This is a genomic window from Microbacterium sp. UBA3486 (assembly GCF_002377845.1).
Lineage (GTDB): Bacteria > Actinomycetota > Actinomycetes > Actinomycetales > Microbacteriaceae > Microbacterium > Microbacterium maritypicum_A.
The window spans coordinates 43,868-69,453 of sequence record NZ_DFQP01000071.1; the positions used below are offsets into that span (position 1 = coordinate 43,868).

Here is a 25,586-nt window from a genome sequence, read left to right on the forward strand (position 1 = left end):
CACAGTGGGCGCCGTTCACATGTCGTCTAAGGAGTGTGGCCTCGAGCTGCGAGAAACTCCGTCGCCGTCTCAACTGGATACTGCTCGTCGACGTAACTTGCCGGTGTGAGGTTTCGGGTTACGAAGAGGGTGCTGAGGCGGAACTGCTCGCCGTCAGGCGAGTCGCCGAGTCCGAGACGCGTCGCTATGCTCGCGACGTGGGGCGCTAGTTCGCTCTCCTTGCGGGCGAGCTGCGTTGCATAGCAGGGCTTGGTCCCGCGGCCTCCTACCTGGTCCCGGAAGAAGGTGCGCAGTTGGCGTGCCGTCTCAGCGAATCCGTGAACCGACGCAGGGTCCTTCGCTTCGATCAACCAGATGGTGCTATCGCCAGGGCGTCCGCACACGAGGTCAACTTCGGTTGTGAGAGTCGGAACGCCGAGTCGCGCGTGGTCGTTGGGTTTCACGCGGGTGATCGTGATGTATCCGAGTTCCTCTAGCTGAGCTTGGAGAAATCTTTCGAACCGAATGTTGCGGCGCGCACGGCGTTCCGCAAGCGCGTTGCTGACCGGCTGAGGAACGTCTCCCGCCCAGGGAAGAACGCCTTGGAGGAGGTGGCGGTAGTAGACCTGAAAGGAGGTCAGTAAGTACTGGGGACTGACAATGAGTCGTCCATTCGAGTCTTGCACCAGCGGTTGCACGAGGAGCCGGTGACGCCGAGTGCGCGTTAGCCAGGGCTTCCACTCCACGGCTCGCATCTGGACGGCGGTGCTCGTGAGCATCCCGATAGCGGCTTCGACACGCGTTCTCTGAGTCTCATTCGCGCCCCAGCCCAGCGCATCACAGACCCAAGCTGTTGCCTCGGCCGCGGTGACGTGGGCAGTCGTCCTGCCTGGCTCGAACGTCTCCCAGTTTGCGAGCGCGGCGAGGGCGAAGAGCATGTCCTGCGACGTCGCTCCCCATGCCTGCTGGAAAGCGCCCTCGACGTCGTCTCCTTCGTTCGCCTGTTGCAGCGAGTCGTCATCTTGAGTGCCATGCAGCCGAACGCTTGCAGCCGCACGGCTCAGTTCGTCGTTTCGAAGGCCCCAAGCCGATGCGTCGGGATGCGGATCATCGTCGACGTTGAGCTCGTACATCGGGCTGAGGTCGATGACTGCGGGCGCGACTTGGTGATACATCCGCTCACTCAATGTGGTCGCGGTGAGGTACGCATCTGCGGCGGCAAGAAGACCGCTCCACGCCTGAGGAGTGATCGGCTTCACCGCCGCCGGATTGTCCAGGATGCGCAAGGCAGCCTCCACCACGATCTCGTTACACTGACGAAGCTGAAGTGTCTCCGCCGAGAGCTCGGCCGTGCGGGTGAGCGGATCCCATTCGGTCGCGAGATTCGCTGCGACTCGGGATAGATCGTCTTGCTGATGAATGGCACTGTCCATCACCCTCGCCAGCTGCTCCATCCCCGTAAGCACCACCTCGCTCACGTCGTGTCTCTTGATTCCTTCAGTCAGGGTCTCGAGAGCAAGGGGCGCAAGTTGCTCGCGGATAAGTCGATTAGCGTCGTCCGCTCGGTACTCTCCCGGTTGAACGCCGGCATCGTGGAGTCGTCGTCCCAAAGCCGCAACCATGCGGCTCTCATCAGAGGGTCGTAGACGCCACGGATCAGGCAGGTGATTGAGAGTGGTCCGGGCCTGCTTCATCTCCAAGATGAGAAAGGGTCTAGCTGTGCGCCACTGGTCGCGGAGCGCCGCTGCGGTTTCGATATCCATGCCTGCCGCGCGGAGCAGATCGAACACTGCATCCGCTGTTAGGAGATTCGCCGCGTGCGGATCTCCATTCGCCGAGTCTGCGAATCCCTCGACATCGATGCGCCACAAGAAGTTGACTGGTTCGTCGACGGCACGCGCGTGCGGGTCGAGGTACGGCGTGACCACGCCGGACGGTTCACCCGAGACCGTTTCCGATGCGTGGAGGTGAAGGACGTATCCGGGCACATCGATCTCCTGGTGCGCGAAACGCCATCGATCACCAAGCGCAGCGAAGCCGTAGATTAGCCCGCCGCAGAAGTCGAAGAAGAACCGCCGGTGGTCCGCAGATGCTTCCTCCAGGCTCGCCCGTGCCACGGCAACGGGAGGTTCGGTGAGAGCGAGGGACCACCCGTCAACACTCGGCGCGATGTTGACACCGCGGGTGGCGTCGTACGTGGGGTCACCTGCGATCATCGCGACGTTTGCGACGGCCCCCGGAGCGACTTCTGCCGCTCGGAGGTCTCGAATCGGGGGAAGCCCGACCCTGAGGAGCGCCACTTCGAGATCGGATAGCTCTACCGCTCGATCCCACTCGGCCTCGCCCGCGTGCGCTTCAAAGTAGACGGCATTGGGTACCACGCCACCCTTGAAAAACGACTTGCCATTCGCTTTCCATGGCTCCCAGTAGTTGATCGCCTCCCAGCCGAAACTCTCAGGGAAATCGGGAGCGCTCAGATCCCGCGCGAATGCGTAGAGATCATCGTCGGACGTAGCCGTATCCGCGATCCAGGTCAGGTCTTCGAGCGCGAGTTTTGCTTCGCCCACCGCCTGGGGCACAGCGATGTGGCCGGGTGCAGCGAACACCGTCAGCGGAATGACCTCCGCGCCCGGCCTGATGGTTCCTTGTCGCCCGCCCGCCATCCGCACCGGCACAGGGCCTGATTGCGACCTCACCTGTTTCGCCAGCTCCACTGAGCCGATGTATGGCGGCGGCGCGGCTCCCAGGTCGGGGACGTAGATGACTGAGACGGCGATGAATGTGGATGGGTTCACCGGCACCAGCCACTGAACGTCAATCCCGCGAAGCGGGGAATCGACGCCTTCACTGCGGGGAGGAGCTTCGATCACGCTGTTGGAGAAGCGCCATAGGGACTGGCGGATCTGGTTCAGGCAAGAACTCCGGAGGGCCCGTCGTGCTTGCCCGTCCCGGTCGAGCGCAGACACCAGTTCTCGCACGGCATGGGCCATGATCTCTGGGATGAAAAGTGGCGGCACCCATCGATGTGCACCCGCCGAGTCAGCAAAGCGAAGGTACCTCCCGAACGGGCTGGAAAGACTCTCCGCGTCGAACGTGGCCAGACTCGCGGAGTTCGTCATCCATTCCAACGCGCTTTTGTCAGCCTCACCGAGTTCGATGTGGTCGAGGGGGTTCAGGTTGAGGAAGGCCCGTGTCGCTTCGTACTCCGCGTCCGGCAGGAAGACCTCGTCGTTGAGCTCGAGGTCCGGGGCTGGTACCCATGCGTCTGCAAGTTGGCGGGCACAGAAGTCGCCGTACTTCATTGCCACGTTCACCACGTTTTCGATGCCGAAATGAAATCGTCTGTGAAGCCGACCGTCTACCGCTTCCGCCATTCTGAGCGCACGCGTGAGGTCGGCGACCGGCCGTTCGGTGAGGCCAGGCACTGCGCGCAGCGGCTCAGAGCCCACGGCGAGGAAGGCAGTCCGGGTCGGGTCGGTGGCGATGAAATCTTCACGCGCCGGGCCGATCCCATAGGTTGTAGCCGCTAGATCGGACAGTACTTGGATCGACGGCAGCGGCCGGTATTCGTCTGGTGCCGGAGCGGCGGAGGCTCGTATCGCAGCCGCGAAGCTGCTTCCCAATGTCACCGACCGATGCCTGTTGCCGGGGGACGTGGCGGCGGCGAAAATCAGCGTCCAGAGCTCGTCCGGATCGTACGCTGAAAAGGCCTGTTCGAGTGCGTCTGGCTCCCGTTGCGTGGCGCTCACCGCGCGCCATTGAGATCGAGGCCGACTGTTCCTACGAGTTTTTTTGCTCTTCCCCACGCAAGCATTCAAGCGTAGGCCGGCGACATTCTCGCTGATTGTTGGGCGTTGAAGACGTCGCCCGCCAGGGACCAAGGTGGCCAAGGGGTGGGCGCCGCTTTGAATGCGCGGGCGATATGCCTCTGTCAGCGCCGCCGCGTCCTCGCCAGGGAGCGCAGTGACCGCTCACACCTTGACGCTTCCCGACGATGAATACACGCAAGAGCGCGAGTAAGATAATGCGTGTACGCGCTAATCAGATGACGACGCGAGGAGCCCAGATGGCCGCGAAGAAGAGTCGCCCCCGTGCCGCCTCGAATCGCGTCGCCGGTCGCGAAATCCCTGTGGGCCGCGGCACTGTGACAGGTCGATTCCGCGACGGGAAACCGAAGCTCGTCGTGGCGACCAAAGCCCCGGCAAAGACCGACGTACAAGCCGGTGTCGAACGCCTTGCGCAGGTGGCGAAGACGTCAAACGTCGACGTGTCCGTGTTCAACGCACTCATCGACCAGCTCGCCGAAGCCATGACCGACCGTCAATCGACCGAGCTGGGCCTCACAGAGCACGAAGCCAGCTTCCTGATCGAGTCCGGCGATTTCACTCCGGAGGAGTTCGCCGAGGCAGCCGCATTCGTCACCAGCGGTGGGCTCGCCAAGCTAGAACGCGAGACTCACGTGCGCGCCCTAACCAACACGTACACCGCATCTGAAGTCGCAGCGCTACTCGGCATCGATGCCTCCAGTGTGCGTCACCGCCAAAGCAAGAACACCCTGTACGGCTTCCGGGCCGGAAGGGTCCGCCTCTACCCTCGATGGCAGTTCATTCTCGGCGAAAAGGCCTCGACGATCCCCCACCTCCCCTTGCTCGTCCGAGCGATCCCATCCGACTGGGATCCGGCCGACGTCGAGGGCTTCATGACGACACCGCAAGATGAATTGCGGCCATCAGACGACGCCAACGATCGCAACGAATGGATGACACCAATCGAGTGGCTGGCTGCCGCAAAGGACCCCGCACCCGTGGTGGGGATTCTTGAAGACGCCGACATCACGTGAGCCGGGCGCACGCAAAGGTCCCAGCCACGCCACCAGCGAAGCTCAACCTCGACGCTAGCGAGCACCTGAAGACCTACGAAGGGGTCCTCTGGCGTGTCTTCGCCACGAAGGGCGCTCACCCGCAGGCATGGGATGAGCTACGGCACTTCGGGCCGGTCGAAACCATGCGGTTCGACCCGCATCCCGAGCCGCAGCAGCACCACGCGAAGTACGGCGTGATGTATACAGCCGCTGGATCCACCACAGCTCTCGGCGAGGTATTTCAGAGGCGCCGACTCATCAACAGGCACGCTCGTGGGAACACCCTCGCTGCCTGGCAACCGACGCGCGAACTGAAGCTGCTGGATCTCACCAGCAACTGGCCCGTGGTCAACGGCACGACAGCCTCGATTCAGATGGGGCCTAAACGGTATACCCAGACCTGGGCAAACGCGATCCAGGACCAGCTCGGCGCGGCCATCGATGGCCTGTACCACATGTCCTCGACTGACTTCGGTCCGATGGTGACCCTATTCACCCGCGCCGACGACTCGTTCCCTCTACTTCCGTTGGTGCACACTCGCCTGGACTCCTCGAGTGCGAACATCTACCTAGCGCAAGCCGCAAGAAAACTGGGCTACCGGATCAAGAAGTAGGAGTACACGGTCGCTGCTGCCAGGGCGCATGCGGCTGTGCAGTTCTACTTCTAGCAGTGGCGTCGACCACGTACGCGATGCGACGATCGAGGATGCGCAAGAGCGGCAAGAGCGAGCCCACGTCCCTATTTCTTAAGGTTCCCGGCAACCGGTACGACCGCTTGATCTTCCGCTATCCGTACCAGGACGATTCGGTCCTCGCGGCGAGCTTCCAGCAGGCTGCCGGGCGCCTTGCGGGGACTTTCAAAGCGGAGCCGATCGATGACACCATGCTTCTACCATTCTTGACGCTCTATCGGCAGGCGTTCGAACTCCGACTGAAGGTCATGATCCGAGAATTTGCGTCATTGCGTCGCCGTTTCCATGAGTCGGGCAACCCGGACCTCGCGACAGCGAAAATCGAGCAGCGACTTCGAACGTCTCGCATCCTGGGTCACAACCTTGACGCTTTGATGAACGAGTTGATAGGTCACTACAACGCCCTGGAAACGGATGAGCCGTTTCGAGAGTCGATCAAAGAGCTGTTGCTTCTTCTGCACGAGGCGGACAGAACAGGAACCTCCTTTCGCTACTCCGGGCAGATGCCCGACATCCAGGAGAGCCTCGACTTCGTCGACTTAGTCGCCATGCTCGACACCGAGTTCGAACTCCTGGGAGGCATGCTCGATGGGATCACCGAGATGTACGCCGCCGGTCCGCAGCCGGAGAACGAGAGCGACTGGTGATGAACCGGAGCGCATCGATGGCCGTTGAACGGCCGGTTTCGAGTCCGCACCTGTCACGACGTTTGGGCGAAACCGCAGGAGCTCCGGGCAAGCGGGGTAACGATAGTGAATGTCAGACCCCGCCCGTATGATCTCAACACCGGGGCATACGAGGGGCGGGAACACCCCGTTCGCGCTTTACATCGGATTTAGTCCGATTTCATCGCGATTCCGACAGCCGCCCAGATTACGAAGAACCCGAGACGCACTCCGGATCCTCTCCCGGTCTGCGCGCACGACGCGCTCCCGCCCACGCGCGTGCCTGACGATGAGTCCCGCACGTTCAAGCACGGCGACATGCTTCTGCACCGCCGTATGACTCATGTCGTAGCGGCGCGCGAGCTCCGTCACCGACTGCTTCTCGAGAACCGTGCGTGCGAGGATGTCGCGACGTGTGGCATCGCCCAGCGCTCGGAAGACCCTGTCCGCGTCTCCGGGGCTGAGCCCGTCGGGAATCACGGACATCGACCCTTTGCGACGGGCTCAGCACCGGTGGCGATCAAGAGCGCACCTCGCCGAGGAACGACACGATGGACGGGATCAGCGCGGCCGGCTTCATCATCGGCGTCGCGTGATGCGCCCCTTCGATCGACTCGGAGCGGGCCCCGATCAGCGACGAAAGCTCCCGGGTGCCACTCTGCACGAACGGTTCACTCTTGCTCCCGACGAGCACGAGGGAAGGCGCCAGGAGCCCGCTCCACCGTTCGCCGGTGAGAGACGTTCCGTCCTGCAGGCCCGCGCAGAGACGCGTGTCGTAGACCGTCGTCCTCGCCATCGCGACCATGTTCCGCCACGGGCCGATCATGAGGCGCATCGCACCGATCATGAGCGGGGATGCACCCAGGGCGACGCGGGTGAACTCGCGAACCGCGTCTGATCCCCTCCCCTCATCGACGAGCTTCCCGAGACGGTCGGCGAGGTCACGGGGGACGGGGGCGCGGCGATCGTCCACGATCACCGGCGGCTCGAAGGCGATGACGGCCTCGACCTTGTCGGGAAGAGCGACGGCGGCATCCAATGCGAGAACCGCACCGGATGAGGCGCCGAGAAGTGACGCCCTGCCGCCATGGGCGTCGACGAGCGCCTCGATGTCTTCGATCTCGCGAGCCACGCTCCATGCTCCGGCGTCGCCGCTGCCACCGCGGCCACGACGGTCGTGATTCACGACCGTGTGACCGTCGGCGAGCAGCCCGGCGAGACGACGATTGTCCCGGAGATCGGAGAGGGCCTGCGCGACCAGGATGAGGACCCGCCCCTCCCCGTGCCGTTCATACGAGATCTCCGTGCCATCCGCAGAGATGACCTGGTGCAGCGAGCGATCGGAGGAGGACTTCTTCGGCATGCTGGTTCCGCTCTCTTCGAAACGTGACCCGGTCAACGGCGAGTCATGGTGGACGGATAGCCGCCGTCGCCGGGGTACACCCAGGCGCCGTCGAGCACACGATCGTCGTCACTGAACGTGCCGGAGAAGTAGGCAGGACTCCCCTTCGAGCCCGCCCAGATGGTCAGTGTGTCTCCCTCCAGCTCGTAGACGTAGTCGAGCGTGTTGCCCATCGAGTCGTAGAACCGGGAGACGACGTCGGTACCGGCGGGCTCACCGAACGGGTGCAGCTGGCCGATGACCTCGATGCCGGTGATCGTCTGGCCGAACTGTTCGAGCTCGACGTGCTGGAGCAGGAAGAATCGTCCGCCCATCCACTCGTACCGGATGACGCCTTCCGCGCCACCCGTGACCGTCCATTCGCCGACGAGCCGGTCGAGTGCTGTCACGGTGCTGCTGGGAGTGGGGGCCTCACCGAGACCGTACGCGTCGATCTGCTCGGCGGTGAAGTTGTTCTGCAGGTTCTCGTTCATCAGGTGTCCTTTCGTCTGCCGCCTGGCGGGCCGCATCTTCAGAAACCTCGGAGCCGAGCGCCGCGGATTGACACCTGCGCGCGAACTCGCTGGCGACACGATGTCAAGACCTGCCGCATGGCTCCGACGTACCCGTGAAGAAACACCCAATCCACCGAGGAGGACACCGTGACCACGAACTCAGCCCCACGCCTTGCACACAGCGAGGTCCGCACCCTGCCTCGTTCGACCCGACGCCTCCTGCTCGCGGGGGCGGCCGCCGGGCCGCTGTTCTATGCCTCCGCTCTCGCGCAGATGCTGACGCGTCCCGGCTTCGATATCCGCCTCCACCCGATCAGCCAGCTCTCCACGGGAGACCTCGGCTGGATCCAGATCCTCACCTTCGTCCTGGCGGGACTGGGTCTGATCTGTCTGGCGCTCGGTCATCGAAGGGCCGTGACCGTCGGCCTCGGCCGCGCCGCCATCCCGATCCTCGTCGCGATCAGCGGAGTGGGGTTCATCGCCGCCGGTCTCTTCCCGCAAGACCCCGCGAACGGCTTCCCGCTCGGGGCCGCCGACGGCCCCGCGGCCGAGCCCACGGCGGCTGCTGTCGTTCACATGGCGGCGGCGATCCTCGCGTTCACCGCCCTGGCGGTGGCAGCCATCGTCGCGCTCATCCGCGCCATCCGCGAACGGCGTGTGGCCGCAGCGATCGGGAGCGGCATCGTGGCGATCGCCCTCCTCGCTCCTGTCGTTCCCGACATCGCGAGCATCCAAGTGGCGGTCACGGGACTCTTCGCCTTCGGATGGTGCACCGCGACGGCGGTCTCCCTGCTGTGTTCGTCGCGTGCCTCGCTAGCCTGGACTCCCACCGACTCGAGGAGATGAGATCGTGAAGTTCCTCATTCTCGGCTACACGCCGAGCAGCAGTTGGGACGCCGCCACCGCGGATGCCCCCACCGAGGACGCGCTTGCCGCGTTCGCCGCGTATCAGAAGTTCGAAGCCGAGTTGCGTGCCAGCGGGGAGTTCGTCAGCACCGAAGGGCTCGGGCACCCGGCCATGTCGACGACCGTCCGCAAGGTCGACGGAGGAATCGTCATGACCGACGGTCCGTTCGCCGAGCTCAAGGAGGTCCTCGCATCGTTCGCCGTCATCGAGGTGTCGGGCGTGGAGCGTGCGCGGGACATCGTCGCACGTATGGTCGACATGCTCGGCGAGCCGATGGAGATCCGTCCCATCATGGGTGACGACTTCGCGTGACTGCCCGGCCTGATGCCATCGAGGACCTGCTGCGCACGGAGGCGCCGCAGGTCCTCGGGGCTCTGGTGCGTCGCTTCGGTCACTTCGACATCGCCGAGGAAGCCACACAGGACGCGCTGCTCGCCGCAAGCCGGCAGTGGCGTCCGGGCGCGATCCCCGATCAGCCCCGATCCTGGCTGATCCGCGTCGCCTACCGCCGCATGATCGACACGCTGCGCGCCGAGTCGGCTGACCGTCGCCGCGAAGAGCAGTACGTGGCTTCCGAGCCGAACCCGCCCTCGTCGCACCCGACCCTGGCCGAACACGACGACAGCTTGAACCTCCTGTTGCTGTGCTGCCATCCCTCCCTGTCGTCCGCCTCCCGCATCGCGTTGACCCTGCGTGCCGTGGGCGGGTTGACCACCGCGGAGATCGCGCACGCCTACGGGGTGACGGAGCAGACGATGGCCGTGCGGATCAGCCGCGCGAAGCAGCAGATCCGCAAGAGCGGTGCCCGATTCGAGTTCACGTCCGATGACGACTTCCCCAGCCGCCTCTCCGCGGTCATGCGGGTGCTGTACCTGGTCTTCAACGAGGGGTACACCGTGACGACCGGCACAGAGCTCACCCGAACCGACCTGACGGGTGAGGCGATCCGACTCGCGCGGCTCCTTCACGAACTCGTCCCCGGTGATCCGGAGCCGACGGGCCTTCTCGCCCTCATGCTGCTGATCGATTCGCGACGCGCGACGCGCTCCACCTCGAACGGTGACCTTATCCCGCTCCAGGACCAGGACCGCACGCGATGGGACCAGGAATCCATCAGGGAGGGATCAGACCTCATCCGTGCAGCGTGGTCTCGAGGGACCGTGGGCACGTACCGGCTGCAGGCCGCGATCGCCGCCATCCATGCCTCCGCGCCCCTCGCCGAGCAGACCGACTGGACACAGGTCGCGGCTCTCTACCTGGCGCTCGAACAGGTCGAACCCAGCGGCCCCGTCAGGCTCGCACGAGTCGTCGCCGTGGCACACGCCTTCGGACCCGCGCGGGCCATCGCCCTGCTCGAGGAACTGGATCGCGACCACGGGCTGCTCCAGCATCCCTTGACCCGGCACCGTGCCCACGCGATCCGCGCACACCTGCGCGAAGCGGAGGGGGATCCGAAGGCGAGAGAGGACTTTCTCGCCGCCGCCGAGATGACGACGAACGAACCCGAATCCCGCTACCTCTCCCGGAAGGCCCTCGGCGGCTGACGCCGCCTCGGTACAGCACTCCGCGAGCGCGGCCGCGAAGGAGTCGCGGACCGATGCTTCCGCCTGTTGTCGTACTCACGAGTCTCGGCACCCTCCCTCTAGAGGCTGATGAACCGGAACACGGCGAAGAACAGGGCGAGCAACAGCAGGACGATGTTGATCGGCACCGACTTCGCCTCGTTGTGGCGGAGGTGATGGACCATCGCCAGGATCTGCACGAGGACGAGGCCGGACGCTGCCAGTGGTGTGAGGGCGGGGGTGATACCGGTCAGCCACGGCAGCACAAGGCCTAGCCCGCCGAGAAGCTCGACCACGCCGATGAACTTTACGGTGCCGGCGCTGTATTCCTTCGTCCAGGGCAGGCTCGTGAGCCGTTCTTGGAGCATCAGCAGCAGACCCGGCCGCTCACGTTGGCGCCCGCCGTCTCAGACTCCCCTGCCGGATTGCTGTCGTGGATCCTGGAGAAGCATCGATCGTGGAGCGACTGCGGTGGCGACGTCTCCTCCCGTTTCAGCGACGACTACCTACTAACGCTGGCATCCGCGTATTGGTTCACGAACTCCATCGGCACGTCGTTCCGCCCCTACTACGAGCACGCAGCGGGATTGACCTCACGCATAGCACGCGTGGAGGTGCCGACTGCCGTCACCCTGTTCCCGCACGACCTCGCGTCGCCGCCGCGGAGTTGGATCGAACGCACGTACAACCTCGTGCGCTACACCCGGATGCCGCGCAGGGGCCATTTCGCACCGCATGAGGAGCCGGCCCTGCTCGCCGACGACATCGCCGCATTCGCAGGCGCACTGCCGCATGCATCCCCGGGGTGAATCCGCCTCCCCATCGCTGAACACAGTGCCGCGGCCGTCGATCACCGCATCGACCCCGTCGACGCACTCCTCTCCCCTCACCGCACGTCCCACAGCACTGGGAGTTCCCGGACGGACGGAACGGGCGAGACGAGCGATCACGATCTGGAGATCGAGGACGACGACCGGATCTCGACCCTTCGACTTCTCCAGCGGTTACCAGGCGTACGACTCTGTCGCGGGCCCTCCCGGACCCGGGAAGATGTCATCGAGCCTCGCGAGTTCAGCTTCTGAGAATTCGATCTCGAGCGCACGCACGGCAGAGTCCAGCTGGGCAGGAGTTCGAGGGCCGATGATCGGGCCGTGCACCCCCGGACGCTGAAGCAGCCAAGCGAGTGCGACGTGGCCCGGCTCCCGCCCCAGCGCCCGACAGAACTCGAACCACTGCCGCAAAGCATGGGCGAGAGGCTCGCTCTCGCCGGTCGCCTCCCGGCGCCGAACTCCGTCGCCACCCGCGAGCGCTCCGCCCGCGAGCGGTGACCACGCGATGACTCCGACCCCATAGTGCTGTGCCGCCGGAAGGACTTCCGATTCGACCGCCCGGGTCAGCAGGTTGTAGTGAGATTGCTCCGAGATCGGCCCCAGCATGTGTCGCTCTCGGGCGGCCTCTGCCGCACTCGCGATATGCCAACCCGCAAAGTTCGACGATCCGATGTAGGTGATCTTGCCCTGTCCGATGAGGGTATCGAACGCCTGCCAGATCTCCTCGAACGGAGCACTGCGGTCGATGTGGTGCATCTGATACAGATCGATATGGTCCGTGCCGAGCCGCCGAAGGGACGCCTCGACCGCGCGACGGATGTGGAACGCCGAGAGACCCCTGTCGTTGATGTCCGGCGACATTCTGCCGAAGACTTTGGTCGCGAGAATCACACGATCCCGATGACCGGACTTCTGCAACCAACGACCCACGATCTCCTCGGTGAGTCCCGGATGCGCGGCACCGCCGTAGACATCTGCCGTGTCGAAGAAGTTGAACCCCGCTTCGATGGCGCGATCCATGATCTCGAAGGAATCCCGCTCATCCGCGTGGGTCCCGAAATTCATCGTCCCCAGCACGAGACGCGAGGCCTGCAAGCCGCTTCTTCCGAGCTGTTCATACTTCATTGTGTTTCCTCCTTGGCCGTTCGATCTGAGAGAGCACGCTGCGCTCCGCGCACATCGGCGTCGAGCACGCCAGGTGGCAGGACGCGACCCAGTGGCCGCAGAAGTCCCAGAGCTCCTATTGCGGCGAGTGCCAGCAGGGACCATGGCAGCCAATAGCCGATATCGAACGCCGCCAACAGAAGAGGTGCGGTGAGGCCCGCCAGGCTGAACGCATACTGGAACGCGGCGAGATACCTCCCTACGGACTGAGAAGGAGCCGCATCACGCGCAGCGGCGTGCAGTCGTGTTCCGACGAGAACGGAGCCGGCAGCGAACACGAGGGTCGAGGTCAGCAACAGAGGAATGACGTAATCGGAAGACACGAAGTAAGCCGTAACCGAAAGGCCCACCCATCCGATCAGCACTCCGAGGCCGAGCGCCACAGCGAAAGCCCGGCTGCGACGCCTCGTCAGATGGACGGCGGACAATGTCAGCGTGCTGCCCGTAATGGTGAGAATCGCCAGACACAGGCTCGGTAGCCATGTCGGAGCGGATAGCTGTTCGACAGCGACGACGGGGAACGCGAGCGGAAAGAAGTCACCGATAACCGAGACGAGAAAGCAGAGCAGAATCAGTCCCATGAACGGACGGTCTCGAAGCACCTGCGTCCCGGCCGTCGACCGCGCATCCGTATTCGCTCCTGGTATCGGAACGGCCAGAATCATCAGCGCTGCCGACGCCGAGAGAATCATGTTGCCGACGAGCAACCAACCGGTCGACGTGCCCCCGAAAGCGAGAAACCCCGCGCCGAGAAGCGCACCGCCGCCGAACGCGGCCGCCCGTAGCATGTCCATTGCAGCGAAGCTCTTGTCGAGCGAGCCCTGAGACTTCTTCAAGCCCGACAGGAGCGCGAAGAGCGAGCCGTAGAAGAGCTGAGTCCCGGCAGCGTAGACCGCGCTCGCCACCAAAGCGCCTCCCCACCCCGGCAAGGCCAGGTACCCCGCCATCGCCCCGGCTTGCAACGCCTGCCCGACCGAGAGCACGTACCTGGCGCCGACCCGATCCACGAGCACCCCGGCCAGGGCCGGAACGGCAAGACCGACTGCCGTTCCGACCCCCAGCACGATTCCGGCATCCGCGACCGATAGATTCCGGATCTGGATGAGGAAGAGCGCCGCCACGGGAAGGTAGAGCCCCGTCCCGACATTGTCCAGCGCAAGGGCTGCACCCACGACTCGCGCAGGCTTGCGCCTCATGAAGTTGCCGTGAAGAACGGCCGGCTTCTCTGCGCGACCACCGGCGACCTGTGCTCGCGAACCTGGATGCATTGCCCTCCCGAGAGCTCAGGGTGTCGCGCCGTTCCACCCTCGGAGAGCGTTTCCGCCCACTGCGCCACGGAGATCGACCCCTGGTCCCACCAGCGACCACCCACGAAGATGTCCCAACGACTCGAGACGACCTCGCCGGACTCTCGTCGCCCGTAATTGATGATCGGCTGCCCCGGCCGGGACGCCGACGCGCCGTCGAGTTCGATCGCCAGGTCGCAACGACTGTTCTCTGACGTAGCGCCCACCTGCCATCGCGAGCCTTCCGCGTTGGGAGCGGGGACGTCGATCATGAAATCTGCGGGGAACTTCGGTTCCCCGTAGATGGCACGACCCGCCGCGATCGCAGGCTCGCAATCGCAGTAGACCGCGGAAGGCCAGATCCCGACGAGGCCCCTCTGGTCCGCCCCGGAAAGGAAGTCCTCCATCGTGGGCGGTTCGAAGCCCGGAGGCACCACAACCGGCCCGATCTCCAGTTCATGGGAGATGAGAGAAGCGCGCCCGTAGTCGGCGAGGTACGACTGGTACGACACGGCGACAAGCGCGTGACGCTGATTCCCGACGAGGGTGAAGTCGTCGAGCGCGGGCCGCTGCGACGCCTCCACCTTGTCCGCGTCGCACAGCCAGAGGGAGAGAACATGGCTCAGCGACGAGTACGCGAAAGGTGAGTCGAACCCGTCAGGAATCTCAGCTATCCGGTGATACGTCACGCTCGGGCTCTCCTTTTCGGGACGCGGGTGTACAACCCCCGCTGTACGCTTCGGGGCGCACCCGCGTGATTGACGAACGATCGGCGCCCGTGAGAGAGGCGATCGTTGGCGAAGAGCACACCCATCCCTGGCTCGAAGTTGAGCTCGACGAAGTCGGGGGACCCTTCCGTTTGAGCCTCGAGCAGGAACGAGAGGCCGCGAAGCAGCGCACGGCCGTCCTCACCGTCCGGGATGTTCCAGTAGTCCGTGGAGCTGAGCGCAAACCTGGTCTGCAGGCCTGCTTCATCCGAATCCGCGAACGCCGGGCCGTCGGCGATGTGGCGATCATCGCCGATGTTGCTGATCCGTCGGAGGACGCCCTCACGCGAAAGCTGCTCGGCAGCGTCGGGATCCTCACGACGAAGCCGCGAGAAGACCCCGTTGGAGTTGAAGAAGTAGGTTCCACCTCCGTCGGCCGCCGCCTGCTCGCAATAGAGGATCGTGGTTCGGATGAGCCCGATGGGTTGCAACGTGCCGTCGGTGTGAAGCCTCTGTCCGTCCGTCGTGCCGAAGGACGGATGCGCGCCCCCTGCTGCAGAGGCGGAGTCGACGTTCAGCTGGCTGAGCCCATCGGCACGAACGGCTGCCGTACCTGAATAGAGTGGCGGCGAGAAGGGGTCTCCCAGGTCGAGTGCATCCCGAAGCCCGTGGATCACGGTCGCTGCATCGCTCAACGGCCCCCGGAAGACGGCGATGCCATGCTCGAGGAAGAGATCTTCCAGTGTGTGCTTCTCAGCGTCCCTCAAGTTCGTGGGATCAGAAATCTCAACCACCTCATTGCAGGCCTCCGCAAAGGACAGCTGGGTCATCGATGTCATCGAATTGTCTCCTCATCTTCTCGGGGTGAGCGTCGTCGCCCACGGATATCGAGGGCCTCGAAGAGACCGCTCAAGTTCTCGACGAAGTCGCGTTCGCGCGCTACGCGTTGCGCCAGTTGTCGCCGCATCCTGCTGTGATGCTCCTCATCGAGCGTGACCGCGAGGTCGATAGCCGCGGCCATCGCTTCGGCGTCGCCAGGGGCGAAGAGGAATCCGTCGGCGCCATGGTCGATCTGCTCCGCAAGCCCGTCGCAGTCAGAAGCGACGACAACAGGGCCGAAGCGGTGCGCCCAAAGCGCGACCTCCTGCGGCGCCATTCCCACGGGCTCGCCGCGGGAGGGGACGACCAGCGCTTTCGTCAATGCCGTCGAGGAGAGAGCCCGTAGCAGGGCGCGGTCGAAATGGCTGATCAGGACGTAGTCGCGCCCGGATGCCTCAAGCTTCGACGCGAGGGCTGCGAGATGAGGATCTTCCTCGTGATAGGGAACAGCGATCACGACGAAGAGCACGTCCGAATCGACCAGATGGAGCGCATCGGCCATGTCCTGAAGGCCCTTGATCGGATCTGATCGCGCTGCCGCGACCACAAGTGGTCTTTCCTGCGGTATGTGCGCCCGCTGGAGGATTCCAGACGCAGACTCCGTGTCCAAGGGCGCAAGTTCTGGATCACTGAGCGCGACGGACTGCCTGAACGGGATCGGGTCGGCGAGGAGCCCGTACGCGTCACGGAGATGCGCGGTGAAGGAAGAACCGATACCGGCGATGTGGTTGCCCTCGCGGTCGTTCACCGAAGTGATAGCGATCTGCTCCCAGGCTTCCCTCATCGGGTCGCGCTTCGCCCCCTCGACGCGAGCCGAGGAGTACAGGACGTGAACCAGGTCGAGCTGTTCGTCTCGTCCGAAGGCGGCTGCAGTCAAGGTCGACAAGGGCGTGAAAACCGCATCTACCGCCAGCACGACGACACGCCGACCTTGCTCCCGAAGCTCGCCGATCACTCGAACCAGGGAAGTACAGATTTCCAACCACGCACCCTGCTGCCAGAGCCGCGCGTTCTCGAACCGCAGCGGTGTCAGACCGACTCCGGCCGCCCGGCAGGCCTCCACCGTCGCGGCGTGGACGTCCGCGCTCCGCACATAGCCGACGCAGTCGGAGAGGGGTTCCGGATACGCGACGGTGACCTCGATCTCCCCAGCCAGCTCGATCTCGGCGAGAGCGCTGACGAACGCGCGCGCCTGAGTACCGATCCCATGCTGCATCGTGGTGACTCCATCGAATGTTGCGTAGATGACCGTCGTCTTCATCGTTCTCCCCTGGTTAGATGGATCACCGGCACAAGCACCTCTTCGGGCGTGAGACCGCCGTGGAAACCCCGGTTCGAGGTGGGCCGTTCCATGAGTCGGGAATCGAAGACGACAGTGTCGGGAGGCAGCGCCACGACCAGGTCACCGATGCGATCGCGCACGGCATCGATCGGCCCGGCTACCCACCCGCGCTTCACGGCCTCATCGGCCCCACACACCGCATCCGCTCCGAAACGAGCAGTCCAGCGGGCACGAACGTCGCCGGCAGCCCCCGCCTCGCAGTACAGGAGGGGCGCCCTGGGATCGCCGCCCATGCTCCGGACACCCTGCGCGAGTTCTGGCGAATCCCGCAAGTCGTGACGGGAAGGGGAATCGACAGCGACAGAGACCATGCCGTGGTCGCTCGTCACATACAGCTCACGGCCCTGTCTTTTGCTGAGGGCTGTGACCTCTCCGAGGAGTGCGTCGACCAGTGCCAGCGCTGAGAGCCATTCAACGGACCCGACTCCGCTCAGATGTCCTGCTCGGTCGATGTGAGGGACGTAGACGTAGGTGAACCCGAACGCCGTCTCGAGGTGATCGAGCAGTTGCACCTCGGATGCGTATCCCTGAACGAGCGCACCCGCGCTGGTCATCTGCGTGAACCCCGAGCCCGTGTACTCCTGCGGGACGAGATACCGGCACTCGACTCCTTCCGCGCGCAACCGTTCGAAGATGGTGGTGGCGTCCAGAGTCCCCTGGCCATACGATTCCGCTGTGCTGAGGAGAGGGTTAAAAAGCGGTCCGTCGACCCCAACGGGATATTCGCAACCGATCACGCCGTGCCGGGTCGAGGGGCTCGACGTCAGCAACGACACCACCGAGGCGGGCGTAGACGACGGGTACTCGACGGAGCGGACCTCGCGAGAGGTGCCCTGATGCGCGAGTACAGGCGCGTGCTCCGCGTGTCGCTGAAGCTGAAGCTCCCCCAGGCCGTCGACGAGAAATAGCGTGAGCGCCCCCGCTCGCTCCTCGCGGAGCAGATCGGGAATGAGGTCACGCAGAAGCAGCGGTGCCGGGTTCATCCCTGCACCTCCCGCGTGCGCCACGCGTGGCGATACAGCTCATAGGCGGTACGGCGGTTGCCGGGGAAGTAGTCGTCGTGCCAAGGCTTGTGCGGGCCCACGAAGTGCAGCAGCCGGGCCGTCCGGAGTGCTGATCCCAGGTCTCCCTCGAACGGATCCGTGATCATCGTGTTGAATCGGTCACTCAACCGATGCCACTGCCCTTCGCATGCCACGTTCAACGCGTCCTGATCGTAGAAGCGCTGGGCACCTCGAACAGACCGGAGGTATTCGAGACAACGCTGCTCGGTCTTGCGTTCGTGCCAGGCTTCGACGTCGATCAGCAGAACGCCGGAGTTGAAGTACTCTGCATCTCTCGTCACGACGTGACCGGGAATTCCACCCCCGCTCGAGAGGCGCGGCGTGAACGCGTCGGAAACAGCCCCAACGGTTGCTCCCTGCAGGTCGGCACTGACAAGGGGCTCCAGCGAGCCGACGCAGATGATGTCGCAGTCGAGGTAGAGGATGCGTCGGATCCCGTGCGCGCGGAGTTGTTCCGGGAGCAGGATGCGAAACAACACGCTCTTGTTCTGATACGGCAGCCAGTCGTCTCCTGCGCCGAAGTAGGGCGCGAGATCGAAATCGACCGGCACCGACCGCACGCTCGCCCACCCCGCGCACTGAGCGGCAACAGCATCGATCGACCCCTGGCTCAGACCATCGTGGAGCATCCAGATGACGAGTCTGTGGGCCCCGTGATGCGCCCTCAGAGACTCGAGAAGCGTCCGCGCCGGGTCGAGATAGTTCTCGTCCAGGCAGATAGCGATGTTCAGCTGGGCCGAACCCATCACGCCGCGTCCCATCCGCCATCGACGAGGACAGTAAGCGCGTTGATGTTGCTCGCTTCCGCGCTCGCCAGGAACATCACGGTGTGAGCCACTTCGCTCGGCTGGCCCAACCTGCCGAGCGGGAGAGATGACGCGATGCGTGCCGCTCTGAGCTGCGGATCGTCATCGTCGTGCAGGGGACGCATCAGCCCCGACGTGGCAGTAGGCCCCGGCGCGACGGCGTTCACCCTGACGCCGTCGACGGTGAACTCGAGTCCGAGTGTTCGCACGATCGCCTCGAGTGCGGCTTTCGATGCAGCGTACGCCGTCATTCCCACGCCCCTTCGCCTCGCCACCGCACTGGATACGCAGATCACGCTTCCTCCTCGACGCATGAGAGGCCGGAGCGCCTCGATGAGCAGATATGGGCCCTTCGCGTTCACTGACATGAGCGAGTCGAACGAATCAGCGGCGGTTGCCGTGTCGACGGCCGTACGTCCACTCGCGATGATCAGGACATCGAGGTGCGTCGCGTGAGTGCGCAACCGATCGGGGAAGGCGGCGATGTCCGCAGCGTCGGCAAGGTCGAGGTCGAGGTCGATCACGTGAGGAGCGTTGAACGAGGCCTGTTGCACGACATCGCCGTCACCTCGCGGATTGCGGCTGGTGGCCATGACGCGACCCCCCTCTGCGCGAGCGATCACCGCACAAGCAGCGCCGATGTCCGACGTGCCGCCCACGACGAGGATGTTCAGCCCGGCGAACCGCTCACGACTCACCGCTCAACCTCCGCAAGGGATGCAGGACTCCACCCCGTCGACTGAGCCCACTCCTCCATGTCGGCGTGCGCACGGTCGAACCAGTGGTCCTTCGCGCGGGCGTAGTCGTCGAAATGGGCGTCGGCCCCATGAGCAGCGGCGAGCTTCGTCTTCAGCGCGGCATACTCCTCACATGGCCGGGGACTCGCACGCAGCCAGTCTCGGAAGAGGAGGGCGTACCTCCAGTTCGCTGCGCCGGCCTTGCGAACGTGCACGATGACCCTCTGCCCTGCGTCGGCACTCGCGTAAATACGTTTCGCCCCGTCCGCATCAGTCCATCCGTCTCCACGGGCGTTATCGCTGCGAACTCCGGGCGCGTCCGGAACGACCGCCTGAACATTCACGAATCCTGCGTCCCTCAAGCGCGTGTCCACAGAGTCGCAGTCCACCAGGTGGGCCACCGCGACCTGCAGATCGATGATCTCCTTGGCCGGCAACCCCGGGACTGACGTCGAACCGATGTGATCGACGCTCGCCGGTCGCCCGTCGAACGCGGCGAGAACCCGCGCACCGACCCTCGTGGCCGTCTCCGCCCAGAGAGGTGACCACGGCTCGATGACGGGCGCCATGTCGGGCGGCAGCAGATGCGCGATCCGACGTCGATCGAACTCCCTCGCTCGCTCGCTGAAGCGCGACACGTCCTCGCTCTTCTCGACGACGGCATCGCACAGTTCTCGCGCGGAGCCGAGCTGTTGCACGTCGCCGACGCCGAGGACGAAATGCGCTCTGGTGGATGCGTCAGACAGAACCTCCCTATCGACGCGTCCGAGCACGGTGAGCGCCAGGCTCGGCACAGCTCTCTCAAGCATGCGCAACGATGTTCCGGCCTCTTCCCCGACGACGACGATCGCAAGTGGCGAGAGGCCAGCGGCCACGTGATCCGTCCCCCGCTGAGTCGCGGAAGAGTGTGGGCTGGTCAAGAATTTCCCCCATGAACGGCGACGAGCCACTCTGACTCGCACTTTCCCGCAGGTGCCATGCGGAGATTTACTCCATCAATTTGGCCTGCGTTCAACAACCGTAAATAGGTCGCGCGCCTTCTGTCTGTCCCCTCTTCGGTGGACAGACCGACGTCACCTCGGGGGACAGACGTATGTCCATTCACGTGAATCCACCCCACATTTTCAGGCGTAGGCTGGAGTGAAGGACGGACCGTCCGAGAAGATCTCCCGGCACCGCGCCCGCCCGGAAGTGGAGTCACTCGTGGCTCAGTACGACGTCTCGAACCGCTCGGCGATCGTGACGGGAGCAGGCAGTGGAATCGGACGCTCGACCGCCCTACTGCTGGCGAAGAACGGCGCATCCGTCGTCGTGAACGACCTGAACGCGGAGCATGCGAACGCGGTCGTCGAAGAGATCCGCGCGGCCGGCGGCACGGCAGAGGCCTCAGTCGGCGATGCGACGGATGCGGCCTGGATCGCTTCTTCCATCGAACTCGCCAACTCGCTCGCCCCGTTGCGCATCGGCGTCAACAACGCGGGCATCGGCGGCGCCAGCGCTCCGACGGCCGAGTACGAGGACGAGGCGTGGGACAAGGTCATCGCGATCAACCTCAACGCGGTCTTCCGCAACATGAAGGCACAGATCCCCTCGATCCTCGCGAACGGCGGCGGCTCGGTCGTGAACATCGCCTCGATCCTCGGCAGCGTCGGCTTCGCCGGCTCCCCCGCCTACGTCACCGCCAAGCACGGCGTGGTCGGCATGACCAAGTCGGCGGCGCTCGAGTACTCCGCCAAGGGCGTGCGTGTGAACTCCGTGGGTCCCGGTTTCATCGACACCCCGCTGCTCGCGAACATGGGCGACGAGGCGAAGGACTTCCTCGTGAGCAAGCACCCGATCGGACGCCTGGGCCAGGCCGACGAGGTCGCGAACCTCATCGCCTTCCTCGCCAGCGATGCGGCGAGCTTCATCACCGGCAGCTACCACCTCGTCGACGGCGGATACACCGCGCTCTGACAGAATCGACGCTCGGCCATCGGGACCCGATTCTCGATGGCCGAGCGTCAGAAGCGGCGACGCGAACCCCCCCGGTTGCGTGGCCGCGCACCTCCCCGCCCGCGAGCTGCACTGCTTTGCCCAGGAGTGCATCGGCGAGGGAGGCGAGCTTGTCGTCAGGCGACGGCGTGCATCACCCTCGCGGAGGAGCTCAGCGGCGTGAAGTCGATGTCGGTGAGGTCGAGGCCCCCGGCGCCGCTCGCCGCCGCCATCATCTTGACCAGCACCGGCCGCTGCAACTCCACGTCGGCGTCGATCGTGAAGCGGACCGGGATCGAGGCGTGCATCCACAGCGTCTCGGTGCGCGAGTCCGACACACGCAGCGTGAGCGGGAACGACTCGCCGCGGCGAAGCTTGGTGACCGCCACGAGACGGAGGTGAGAGAGCACCTCGTCGTCGACCTCGAACGTCTGCGACTCTCCGGCATAGCTGAGCTGACCCATGACTCCTCCTCCGATTTATCTCTCGGAAAATAGATTACTAGTTTAGCTAGCTAATTGGAAGTCGGCTCAGGTCAGGTCCGAGATCTCCTCGGTGAGACGTCGCAGGAACCGTGAGATCACCGCGAGCTGGTCGGGTGTGAACTCGCTCTCGATCCCCTCGACCCGCCGCGAGATCTCGTCGGCGGGAGAATGCAGGTCACGCAACGACGGGCGCACGATCTTCGAACGCGCGTCCTGGGGATGGGTGGAGACGACCACCTGACCCCTTTCCGCGAGTCGACGGAGCACCGATGTGACGGCGGCGGTGCTCACGCCCAGATGCCCGGCCAGGTCCCGCGGCGTCACCGGACGATCGGCGGGCGCTTCCGCGATCAGACGCATGGCGGCACGATCGGTCTCGTTCGGCTGGCGCCCCGCAGCGAGCCGGCGCCCGAGCCGCGCGTCGGCACGGCGAAGCGCATCCACCTCCCGCGCGAGTTCCGGTGTCGCGATCTCCAGCCTCTGCCCCATGTCACCACTCCCCATCTCCGCCGCCCCATGTTACCTCGACGAGCTGATTACTGGACTGTCTAGCAAAATGGGCGATCATCAGGCGCTTCCGACGGTGAGAGGATGGAATCACGACGAGAAGGGACGTCATGGTCGATCCAATAGACCTCAAGGATGAGAGATACGTCCGCTACGCCGACCTGCTCGACCAGCTGCACCAGCAGTTCCCCACAGCCGGTCGCGAGCGGATCGCGCGCATCATCACCGCGGAGAACGATGCGATCACGGGCGGGTTCCTGCTCGTCGTCCCCGCCGAGGTCGCAACAGGGGCTGTCGAGATGCTCGAACGCGAGACGGCGCTCAGCGCAGACGGCGGAGAGGTGGTCGCCTGATGAACGACTCCCAGGAGTACGCACGTTCGGGCTACTGGTACCCGGACGGAGAGAGCGCCAGCACCGTCGACGTGCTCAACATGCTGCGACGCTACCGCGCAGCCGAGACCGCCATGCGCGCACGCACTCGCTCCTCGATGGGCATGAACGAGACCGACCTCATGGCGCTGCGATTCCTGCTCAGGGAACAGCGCGCCGGGCGGATCGTCCGACCGATCGACATCGCCAGGATGCTCAACATCTCGACCGCATCGACGACCACGCTCATCGACCGCCTGGAGAAGGGCGGCCACGTCCGCCGAGAGGCGCACCCCACCGATCGCCGCGCGGGCGTCGTGGTCCCGACGGTGAGCAGCGACGAAGAGGTGCGCGCCACCCTCGGCGCGATGCATCGCCGCATGCTGACCCTCGTCGACGAGCTCTCCGATCAGGAACGTGCCGTGGTCACCCGGTTCCTCGCCGGGATGACGGCCGCGATCGAGGAGGCGTCCGACCTCGACCAGGAGCTTCGCGACGTGATCCGCGACCAGGAAGGCTCCGAAGCCGCGGAATGACGCCCTACAGCCCCTCTGCGATCTGCTTGATCGCGGCGAGGCGGCGGTCCCACTCGCGCCCGATCACATCGAGCCTCGCGGCCGTGGCGGAGAGCTCGGCGCCGACCACACGGAAACGCACCTCGCGCCCCACCGGCACCGGCTCGACGAGACCCACCTCCTGCAGGACGGCGAGGTGCTTCGCGATCGCCTGCCGAGACACCGGAAGGCGCCCGGCGAGGGCGGATGCCGACGCATCGCCCTCGCCGAGAGCCGTCAGGATGCTCCAGCGCGTCTCGTCCGCGAGCGCCGCGAACATGGGCAGCAGAGTCTCCGTGGTCACGCTTCGCCTTCCACAAGTGCGACCATCTTGTCGAGCTCCAGGTCCCAGCCGGTGCGGTGGGACTCGAGGTTCGAGAGCGGATCCGACGTGCGCTCGAATCCGCTCTCCACGACCGTGAGCCTGGTGCCGCCGTCGGCCTCTTCGAGGGTGAAGGTGAACACGGTCGAGGTCGACTCGTCGATGCTCTCCGGCAGCTTCCCGAGCGCATCGTCGTTGTTCCAGCGGTAGGTGATGCGTCGCGGTTCGTCGTACTCCTCCACGCGCAAAGGGATCACGTCGTAGTCGGGGAAGGTCATCGTGCCGGTGGCTCCGACGCCCGCACCCTCCAGCGCGGTGCGCCCGAACCAGCGGGAGATGTGCTCAGGCTCGGCCACCGCTCGCCACACCTTGTCGACGGGGGCTGCGATCTGGATGCTCCGCCGAACGGAGAAGGTCTCCTCATCGACGACGGATGCCTCGTTGTGGGTCATGTTCACCATGATGGGTCCTTTCGTGGTCACCTGCATGCTTCGCCGGCCGATCAGCCAGCTGCAACTCTAGAGTTGCACATGCGATCCTCTTGTGCAACCCTCGGGTTGCACGCAAGATCCCCAGCCGCACCAGGCGGCGGGAGTGTTCCCGAATGCAGGACGAATCGCTGCGAGAACACCCTGCACCCGCCCTCCCGACATCCAAACGACACCCGCATCTCAGAGACGGAGGTCAGCTGCGCGGTCGGCGCTTCTCCAGGAACCCCGCCAGCAACACGGCGACGAGAGCGGCGACCGGGGCGACGAGGAGCCCGGCGCGCAGGCTCTCGTTCTCGGCGATGTATCCCACGAACGGCGGGGACAGCAGGAAACCGAGGCGCAGCAGCCACGAGACGACCGTGAGCCCCACGCCGGGCCGCAGCCCCGGCAGCTCGTCCGCGGCATGCATGGCCGCGGGGATCAGAGTGGCGATGCCGAATCCGACGGCAGCGAAACCCAGGATCGTACCGGGCACGGTGGGGAACGCGAGCGCAAGCGTCATGCCGGCCGCGGCGATGAGACCGCCGACCCTGGCGACCCACCGCTGCCCGAAGCGATCCGTGAGCGGATCGCCGATGATCCGGCCGACGAACTGCGCGCCGACCAGGGCGATGAAGCCGAGCGGCGCGATCGCCGCGGCAGCCCCGAGCGAATCGGCGAGGTACAGCGTCGCCCACGAGTTCCCCGCATCCTCGGCGACGGCACCCGCCATCGCGATGAGGGTCAGCGCGATGATCGCGATCACGGTGCGCGGGGTCACGCCGCGGCGCACCGCACCAGCGAGGTCGACGGGCTCCACTGCCGCCTCATCGGCGACCTCGTCGTCACGGCCAGGGAGGCAGAACCGCAGGGCGACGAGAGCGACCGTGGCGAAGACGACCGTGGAGATGCCCAGGTGCACACCGAGCGGCAGCTGCAACGCGATCGCGACTGCGGCCATCGCGCCGCCCAGGACCGCACCGATCGACCAGATCGCGTGGAAGCCGTTGATGATCGAGCGCCCGTAGCGCCGCTGCACCCGCAGGCCATGGGCGTTCTGCGCGACGTCGGTGATGGCGTCGGATGCTCCACCGAGGAAGAGCGCGACGGCGAACAGCACCCCGGACGGCGCGAGAGCCGCCGACAGCAACCCGAGGCTCGTGAGCACGGTGCCGATGACGGCGATGCGCGACGACCCGAAGCGCCGGATCAGCACCGCCGCGAAGAGCCCGGCAGCGATGGCGCCGGCAGGGAAGGCGGCGATCGCGAAGCCGTAGCCGAGGTTGTCCAACCCGAGCGCGGACTTGATCTCCGGGTAACGCGGCAGGATGTTCGCGAACAGGGCCCCGTTCGTGAGGAACAGCGCGGAGACGGCGATGCGGGCGCGCCGGGACGCCTGATCCGGCACGGATCGTCGAATCGATTCGATTGAAGCCATGTCTACGATCGTACGGGGCGACGAGGGGCTCTGCCCACACGGAATCCGCACCCGGCTCCACGGACGCCGACGGCCGCCTGCGCGCTGC

The 25,586-nt window shown here is 65.2% G+C and carries 29 protein-coding genes; 10 read left to right on the forward strand and 19 right to left on the reverse strand.

Annotated elements, in window-relative coordinates; translation table 11 throughout:
• Positions 1 to 26 precede the first annotated feature (26 nt).
• Entirely contained in the window at positions 27 to 3,728 is a 3,702-nt protein-coding gene (locus tag B2869_RS10300; protein ID WP_275093351.1) for a hypothetical protein, read from the reverse strand.
• A gap of 317 nt (positions 3,729 to 4,045) precedes the next feature.
• Here B2869_RS10300 and B2869_RS10305 point away from each other — a divergent pair, with 317 nt between their 5' ends.
• From B2869_RS10305 to B2869_RS10315, 3 genes are all read left to right on the forward strand, one after another.
• Complete coding sequence (locus tag B2869_RS10305; RefSeq protein ID WP_275093350.1) at positions 4,046 to 4,819, forward strand: hypothetical protein; 774 nt, start codon at positions 4,046 to 4,048, stop codon at positions 4,817 to 4,819.
• Positions 4,816 to 5,454, forward strand: a complete 639-nt coding sequence (locus tag B2869_RS10310; protein WP_275093349.1) for an RES domain-containing protein — start codon at positions 4,816 to 4,818, stop codon at positions 5,452 to 5,454. Before B2869_RS10305 ends, B2869_RS10310 begins: the two co-directional genes overlap by 4 nt.
• Before the next feature lie 92 nt (positions 5,455 to 5,546).
• On the forward strand, positions 5,547 to 6,179 hold the full coding sequence (locus tag B2869_RS10315; RefSeq protein ID WP_275093348.1) for a hypothetical protein: 633 nt from the start codon (positions 5,547 to 5,549) through the stop codon (positions 6,177 to 6,179).
• Positions 6,180 to 6,356: 177 nt separating this feature from the next.
• Here B2869_RS10315 and B2869_RS10320 read toward each other — a convergent pair whose 3' ends face one another.
• From B2869_RS10320 to B2869_RS10330, 3 genes are read right to left on the reverse strand one after another with little or no spacing between them, the layout of a single operon-like run.
• Positions 6,357 to 6,683 carry an ArsR/SmtB family transcription factor gene (locus B2869_RS10320; protein WP_318391115.1) on the reverse strand — a complete coding sequence of 109 codons (327 nt, stop codon included), beginning with the start codon at positions 6,681 to 6,683 and terminating at the stop codon, positions 6,357 to 6,359.
• 34 nt (positions 6,684 to 6,717) lie between these two features.
• On the reverse strand, positions 6,718 to 7,560 hold the full coding sequence (locus tag B2869_RS10325; protein ID WP_292765930.1) for an alpha/beta fold hydrolase: 843 nt from the start codon (positions 7,558 to 7,560) through the stop codon (positions 6,718 to 6,720).
• 32 nt (positions 7,561 to 7,592) lie between these two features.
• Complete coding sequence (locus tag B2869_RS10330) at positions 7,593 to 8,072, reverse strand: hypothetical protein (RefSeq protein ID WP_292765933.1); 480 nt, start codon at positions 8,070 to 8,072, stop codon at positions 7,593 to 7,595.
• A gap of 168 nt (positions 8,073 to 8,240) precedes the next feature.
• Here B2869_RS10330 and B2869_RS10335 point away from each other — a divergent pair, with 168 nt between their 5' ends.
• From B2869_RS10335 to B2869_RS10345, 3 genes are read left to right on the forward strand one after another with little or no spacing between them, the layout of a single operon-like run.
• A complete protein-coding gene (locus B2869_RS10335; RefSeq protein WP_292765936.1) occupies positions 8,241 to 8,939 on the forward strand; it encodes a DUF998 domain-containing protein in 699 nt (232 codons plus the stop codon).
• A gap of 4 nt (positions 8,940 to 8,943) precedes the next feature.
• A complete protein-coding gene (locus tag B2869_RS10340; protein WP_136023887.1) occupies positions 8,944 to 9,312 on the forward strand; it encodes a YciI family protein in 369 nt (122 codons plus the stop codon).
• Positions 9,309 to 10,544 (forward strand): RNA polymerase sigma factor, encoded by a 1,236-nt coding sequence (locus B2869_RS10345; RefSeq protein WP_292765942.1) that lies wholly within the window; start codon positions 9,309 to 9,311, stop codon positions 10,542 to 10,544. Before B2869_RS10340 ends, B2869_RS10345 begins: the two co-directional genes overlap by 4 nt.
• Positions 10,545 to 10,642: 98 nt before the next feature.
• Here the strand turns inward: B2869_RS10345 and B2869_RS10350 are convergent, their stop codons facing one another.
• The gene (locus tag B2869_RS10350) at positions 10,643 to 10,930 is read right to left on the reverse strand and encodes a DoxX family protein (protein ID WP_292765945.1); all 288 of its coding nucleotides are present in this window, start codon (positions 10,928 to 10,930) and stop codon (positions 10,643 to 10,645) included.
• Between the two features lie 57 nt (positions 10,931 to 10,987).
• Between B2869_RS10350 and B2869_RS10355 the strand changes: the two genes are divergently transcribed.
• Positions 10,988 to 11,371: an alpha/beta fold hydrolase gene (locus B2869_RS10355; protein WP_292765949.1), complete on the forward strand. Its 384-nt coding sequence runs from the start codon at positions 10,988 to 10,990 to the stop codon at positions 11,369 to 11,371.
• 195 nt (positions 11,372 to 11,566) lie between these two features.
• On the opposite strand, the gene B2869_RS10360 is transcribed toward B2869_RS10355, so the two are convergent.
• Genes B2869_RS10360 through B2869_RS10400 form a run of 9 tightly spaced genes read right to left on the reverse strand, consistent with a single transcriptional unit; the run spans position 11,567 to position 20,186 of the window.
• Complete coding sequence (locus B2869_RS10360) at positions 11,567 to 12,517, reverse strand: aldo/keto reductase (protein WP_292765952.1); 951 nt, start codon at positions 12,515 to 12,517, stop codon at positions 11,567 to 11,569.
• On the reverse strand, positions 12,514 to 13,728 hold the full coding sequence (locus tag B2869_RS10365; protein WP_292765955.1) for an MFS transporter: 1,215 nt from the start codon (positions 13,726 to 13,728) through the stop codon (positions 12,514 to 12,516). The genes B2869_RS10360 and B2869_RS10365 overlap by 4 nt, the downstream gene beginning before the upstream one ends.
• Before the next feature lie 20 nt (positions 13,729 to 13,748).
• Positions 13,749 to 14,531 (reverse strand): hypothetical protein, encoded by a 783-nt coding sequence (locus B2869_RS10370; RefSeq protein WP_292765958.1) that lies wholly within the window; start codon positions 14,529 to 14,531, stop codon positions 13,749 to 13,751.
• The gene (locus B2869_RS10375; protein ID WP_292765961.1) at positions 14,528 to 15,379 is read right to left on the reverse strand and encodes a TauD/TfdA family dioxygenase; all 852 of its coding nucleotides are present in this window, start codon (positions 15,377 to 15,379) and stop codon (positions 14,528 to 14,530) included. The genes B2869_RS10370 and B2869_RS10375 overlap by 4 nt, the downstream gene beginning before the upstream one ends.
• Positions 15,380 to 15,384: 5 nt before the next feature.
• Positions 15,385 to 16,689, reverse strand: coding sequence for a glycosyltransferase family 4 protein (locus B2869_RS10380; RefSeq protein WP_292765964.1), 1,305 nt, complete (start codon positions 16,687 to 16,689; stop codon positions 15,385 to 15,387).
• On the reverse strand, positions 16,686 to 17,753 hold the full coding sequence (locus B2869_RS10385; protein ID WP_292765967.1) for an alkaline phosphatase family protein: 1,068 nt from the start codon (positions 17,751 to 17,753) through the stop codon (positions 16,686 to 16,688). Before B2869_RS10385 ends, B2869_RS10380 begins: the two co-directional genes overlap by 4 nt.
• Complete coding sequence (locus B2869_RS10390; protein WP_292765970.1) at positions 17,750 to 18,595, reverse strand: glycosyltransferase family 8 protein; 846 nt, start codon at positions 18,593 to 18,595, stop codon at positions 17,750 to 17,752. The genes B2869_RS10385 and B2869_RS10390 overlap by 4 nt, the downstream gene beginning before the upstream one ends.
• The gene (locus B2869_RS10395; RefSeq protein ID WP_292765973.1) at positions 18,580 to 19,338 is read right to left on the reverse strand and encodes an SDR family NAD(P)-dependent oxidoreductase; all 759 of its coding nucleotides are present in this window, start codon (positions 19,336 to 19,338) and stop codon (positions 18,580 to 18,582) included. The genes B2869_RS10390 and B2869_RS10395 overlap by 16 nt, the downstream gene beginning before the upstream one ends.
• A complete protein-coding gene (locus B2869_RS10400) occupies positions 19,335 to 20,186 on the reverse strand; it encodes a GrpB family protein (RefSeq protein ID WP_292765975.1) in 852 nt (283 codons plus the stop codon). The genes B2869_RS10395 and B2869_RS10400 overlap by 4 nt, the downstream gene beginning before the upstream one ends.
• Before the next feature lie 394 nt (positions 20,187 to 20,580).
• On the opposite strand from B2869_RS10400, the gene B2869_RS10405 reads away from it, so the two are divergent.
• Positions 20,581 to 21,333, forward strand: a complete 753-nt coding sequence (locus tag B2869_RS10405) for an SDR family NAD(P)-dependent oxidoreductase (protein ID WP_029265225.1) — start codon at positions 20,581 to 20,583, stop codon at positions 21,331 to 21,333.
• A gap of 155 nt (positions 21,334 to 21,488) precedes the next feature.
• Here the strand turns inward: B2869_RS10405 and B2869_RS10410 are convergent, their stop codons facing one another.
• Together B2869_RS10410 and B2869_RS10415 are read right to left on the reverse strand one after the other, a co-directional pair.
• Positions 21,489 to 21,815, reverse strand: a complete 327-nt coding sequence (locus B2869_RS10410; RefSeq protein ID WP_021198419.1) for a hypothetical protein — start codon at positions 21,813 to 21,815, stop codon at positions 21,489 to 21,491.
• A gap of 66 nt (positions 21,816 to 21,881) precedes the next feature.
• Positions 21,882 to 22,325 carry a MarR family winged helix-turn-helix transcriptional regulator gene (locus B2869_RS10415; RefSeq protein ID WP_029260137.1) on the reverse strand — a complete coding sequence of 148 codons (444 nt, stop codon included), beginning with the start codon at positions 22,323 to 22,325 and terminating at the stop codon, positions 21,882 to 21,884.
• A 128-nt stretch (positions 22,326 to 22,453) separates the two neighbouring features.
• Here B2869_RS10415 and B2869_RS10420 point away from each other — a divergent pair, with 128 nt between their 5' ends.
• Together B2869_RS10420 and B2869_RS10425 are read left to right on the forward strand one after the other, a co-directional pair.
• On the forward strand, positions 22,454 to 22,696 hold the full coding sequence (locus B2869_RS10420) for a hypothetical protein (RefSeq protein ID WP_021198421.1): 243 nt from the start codon (positions 22,454 to 22,456) through the stop codon (positions 22,694 to 22,696).
• Positions 22,696 to 23,250: a MarR family winged helix-turn-helix transcriptional regulator gene (locus B2869_RS10425; protein ID WP_021198422.1), complete on the forward strand. Its 555-nt coding sequence runs from the start codon at positions 22,696 to 22,698 to the stop codon at positions 23,248 to 23,250. Before B2869_RS10420 ends, B2869_RS10425 begins: the two co-directional genes overlap by 1 nt.
• 4 nt (positions 23,251 to 23,254) lie before the next feature.
• Here B2869_RS10425 and B2869_RS10430 read toward each other — a convergent pair whose 3' ends face one another.
• The 3 genes from B2869_RS10430 to B2869_RS10440 all read right to left on the reverse strand — a co-directional run bounded on the left by B2869_RS10430 (position 23,255) and on the right by B2869_RS10440 (position 25,498).
• The gene (locus B2869_RS10430; RefSeq protein ID WP_021198423.1) at positions 23,255 to 23,572 is read right to left on the reverse strand and encodes an ArsR/SmtB family transcription factor; all 318 of its coding nucleotides are present in this window, start codon (positions 23,570 to 23,572) and stop codon (positions 23,255 to 23,257) included.
• Positions 23,569 to 24,072, reverse strand: coding sequence for an SRPBCC domain-containing protein (locus tag B2869_RS10435; RefSeq protein ID WP_292765985.1), 504 nt, complete (start codon positions 24,070 to 24,072; stop codon positions 23,569 to 23,571). The genes B2869_RS10430 and B2869_RS10435 overlap by 4 nt, the downstream gene beginning before the upstream one ends.
• A 202-nt stretch (positions 24,073 to 24,274) precedes the next feature.
• Positions 24,275 to 25,498 carry an MFS transporter gene (locus B2869_RS10440; protein WP_292765988.1) on the reverse strand — a complete coding sequence of 408 codons (1,224 nt, stop codon included), beginning with the start codon at positions 25,496 to 25,498 and terminating at the stop codon, positions 24,275 to 24,277.
• Between the last annotated feature and the right edge of the window lie 88 nt (positions 25,499 to 25,586).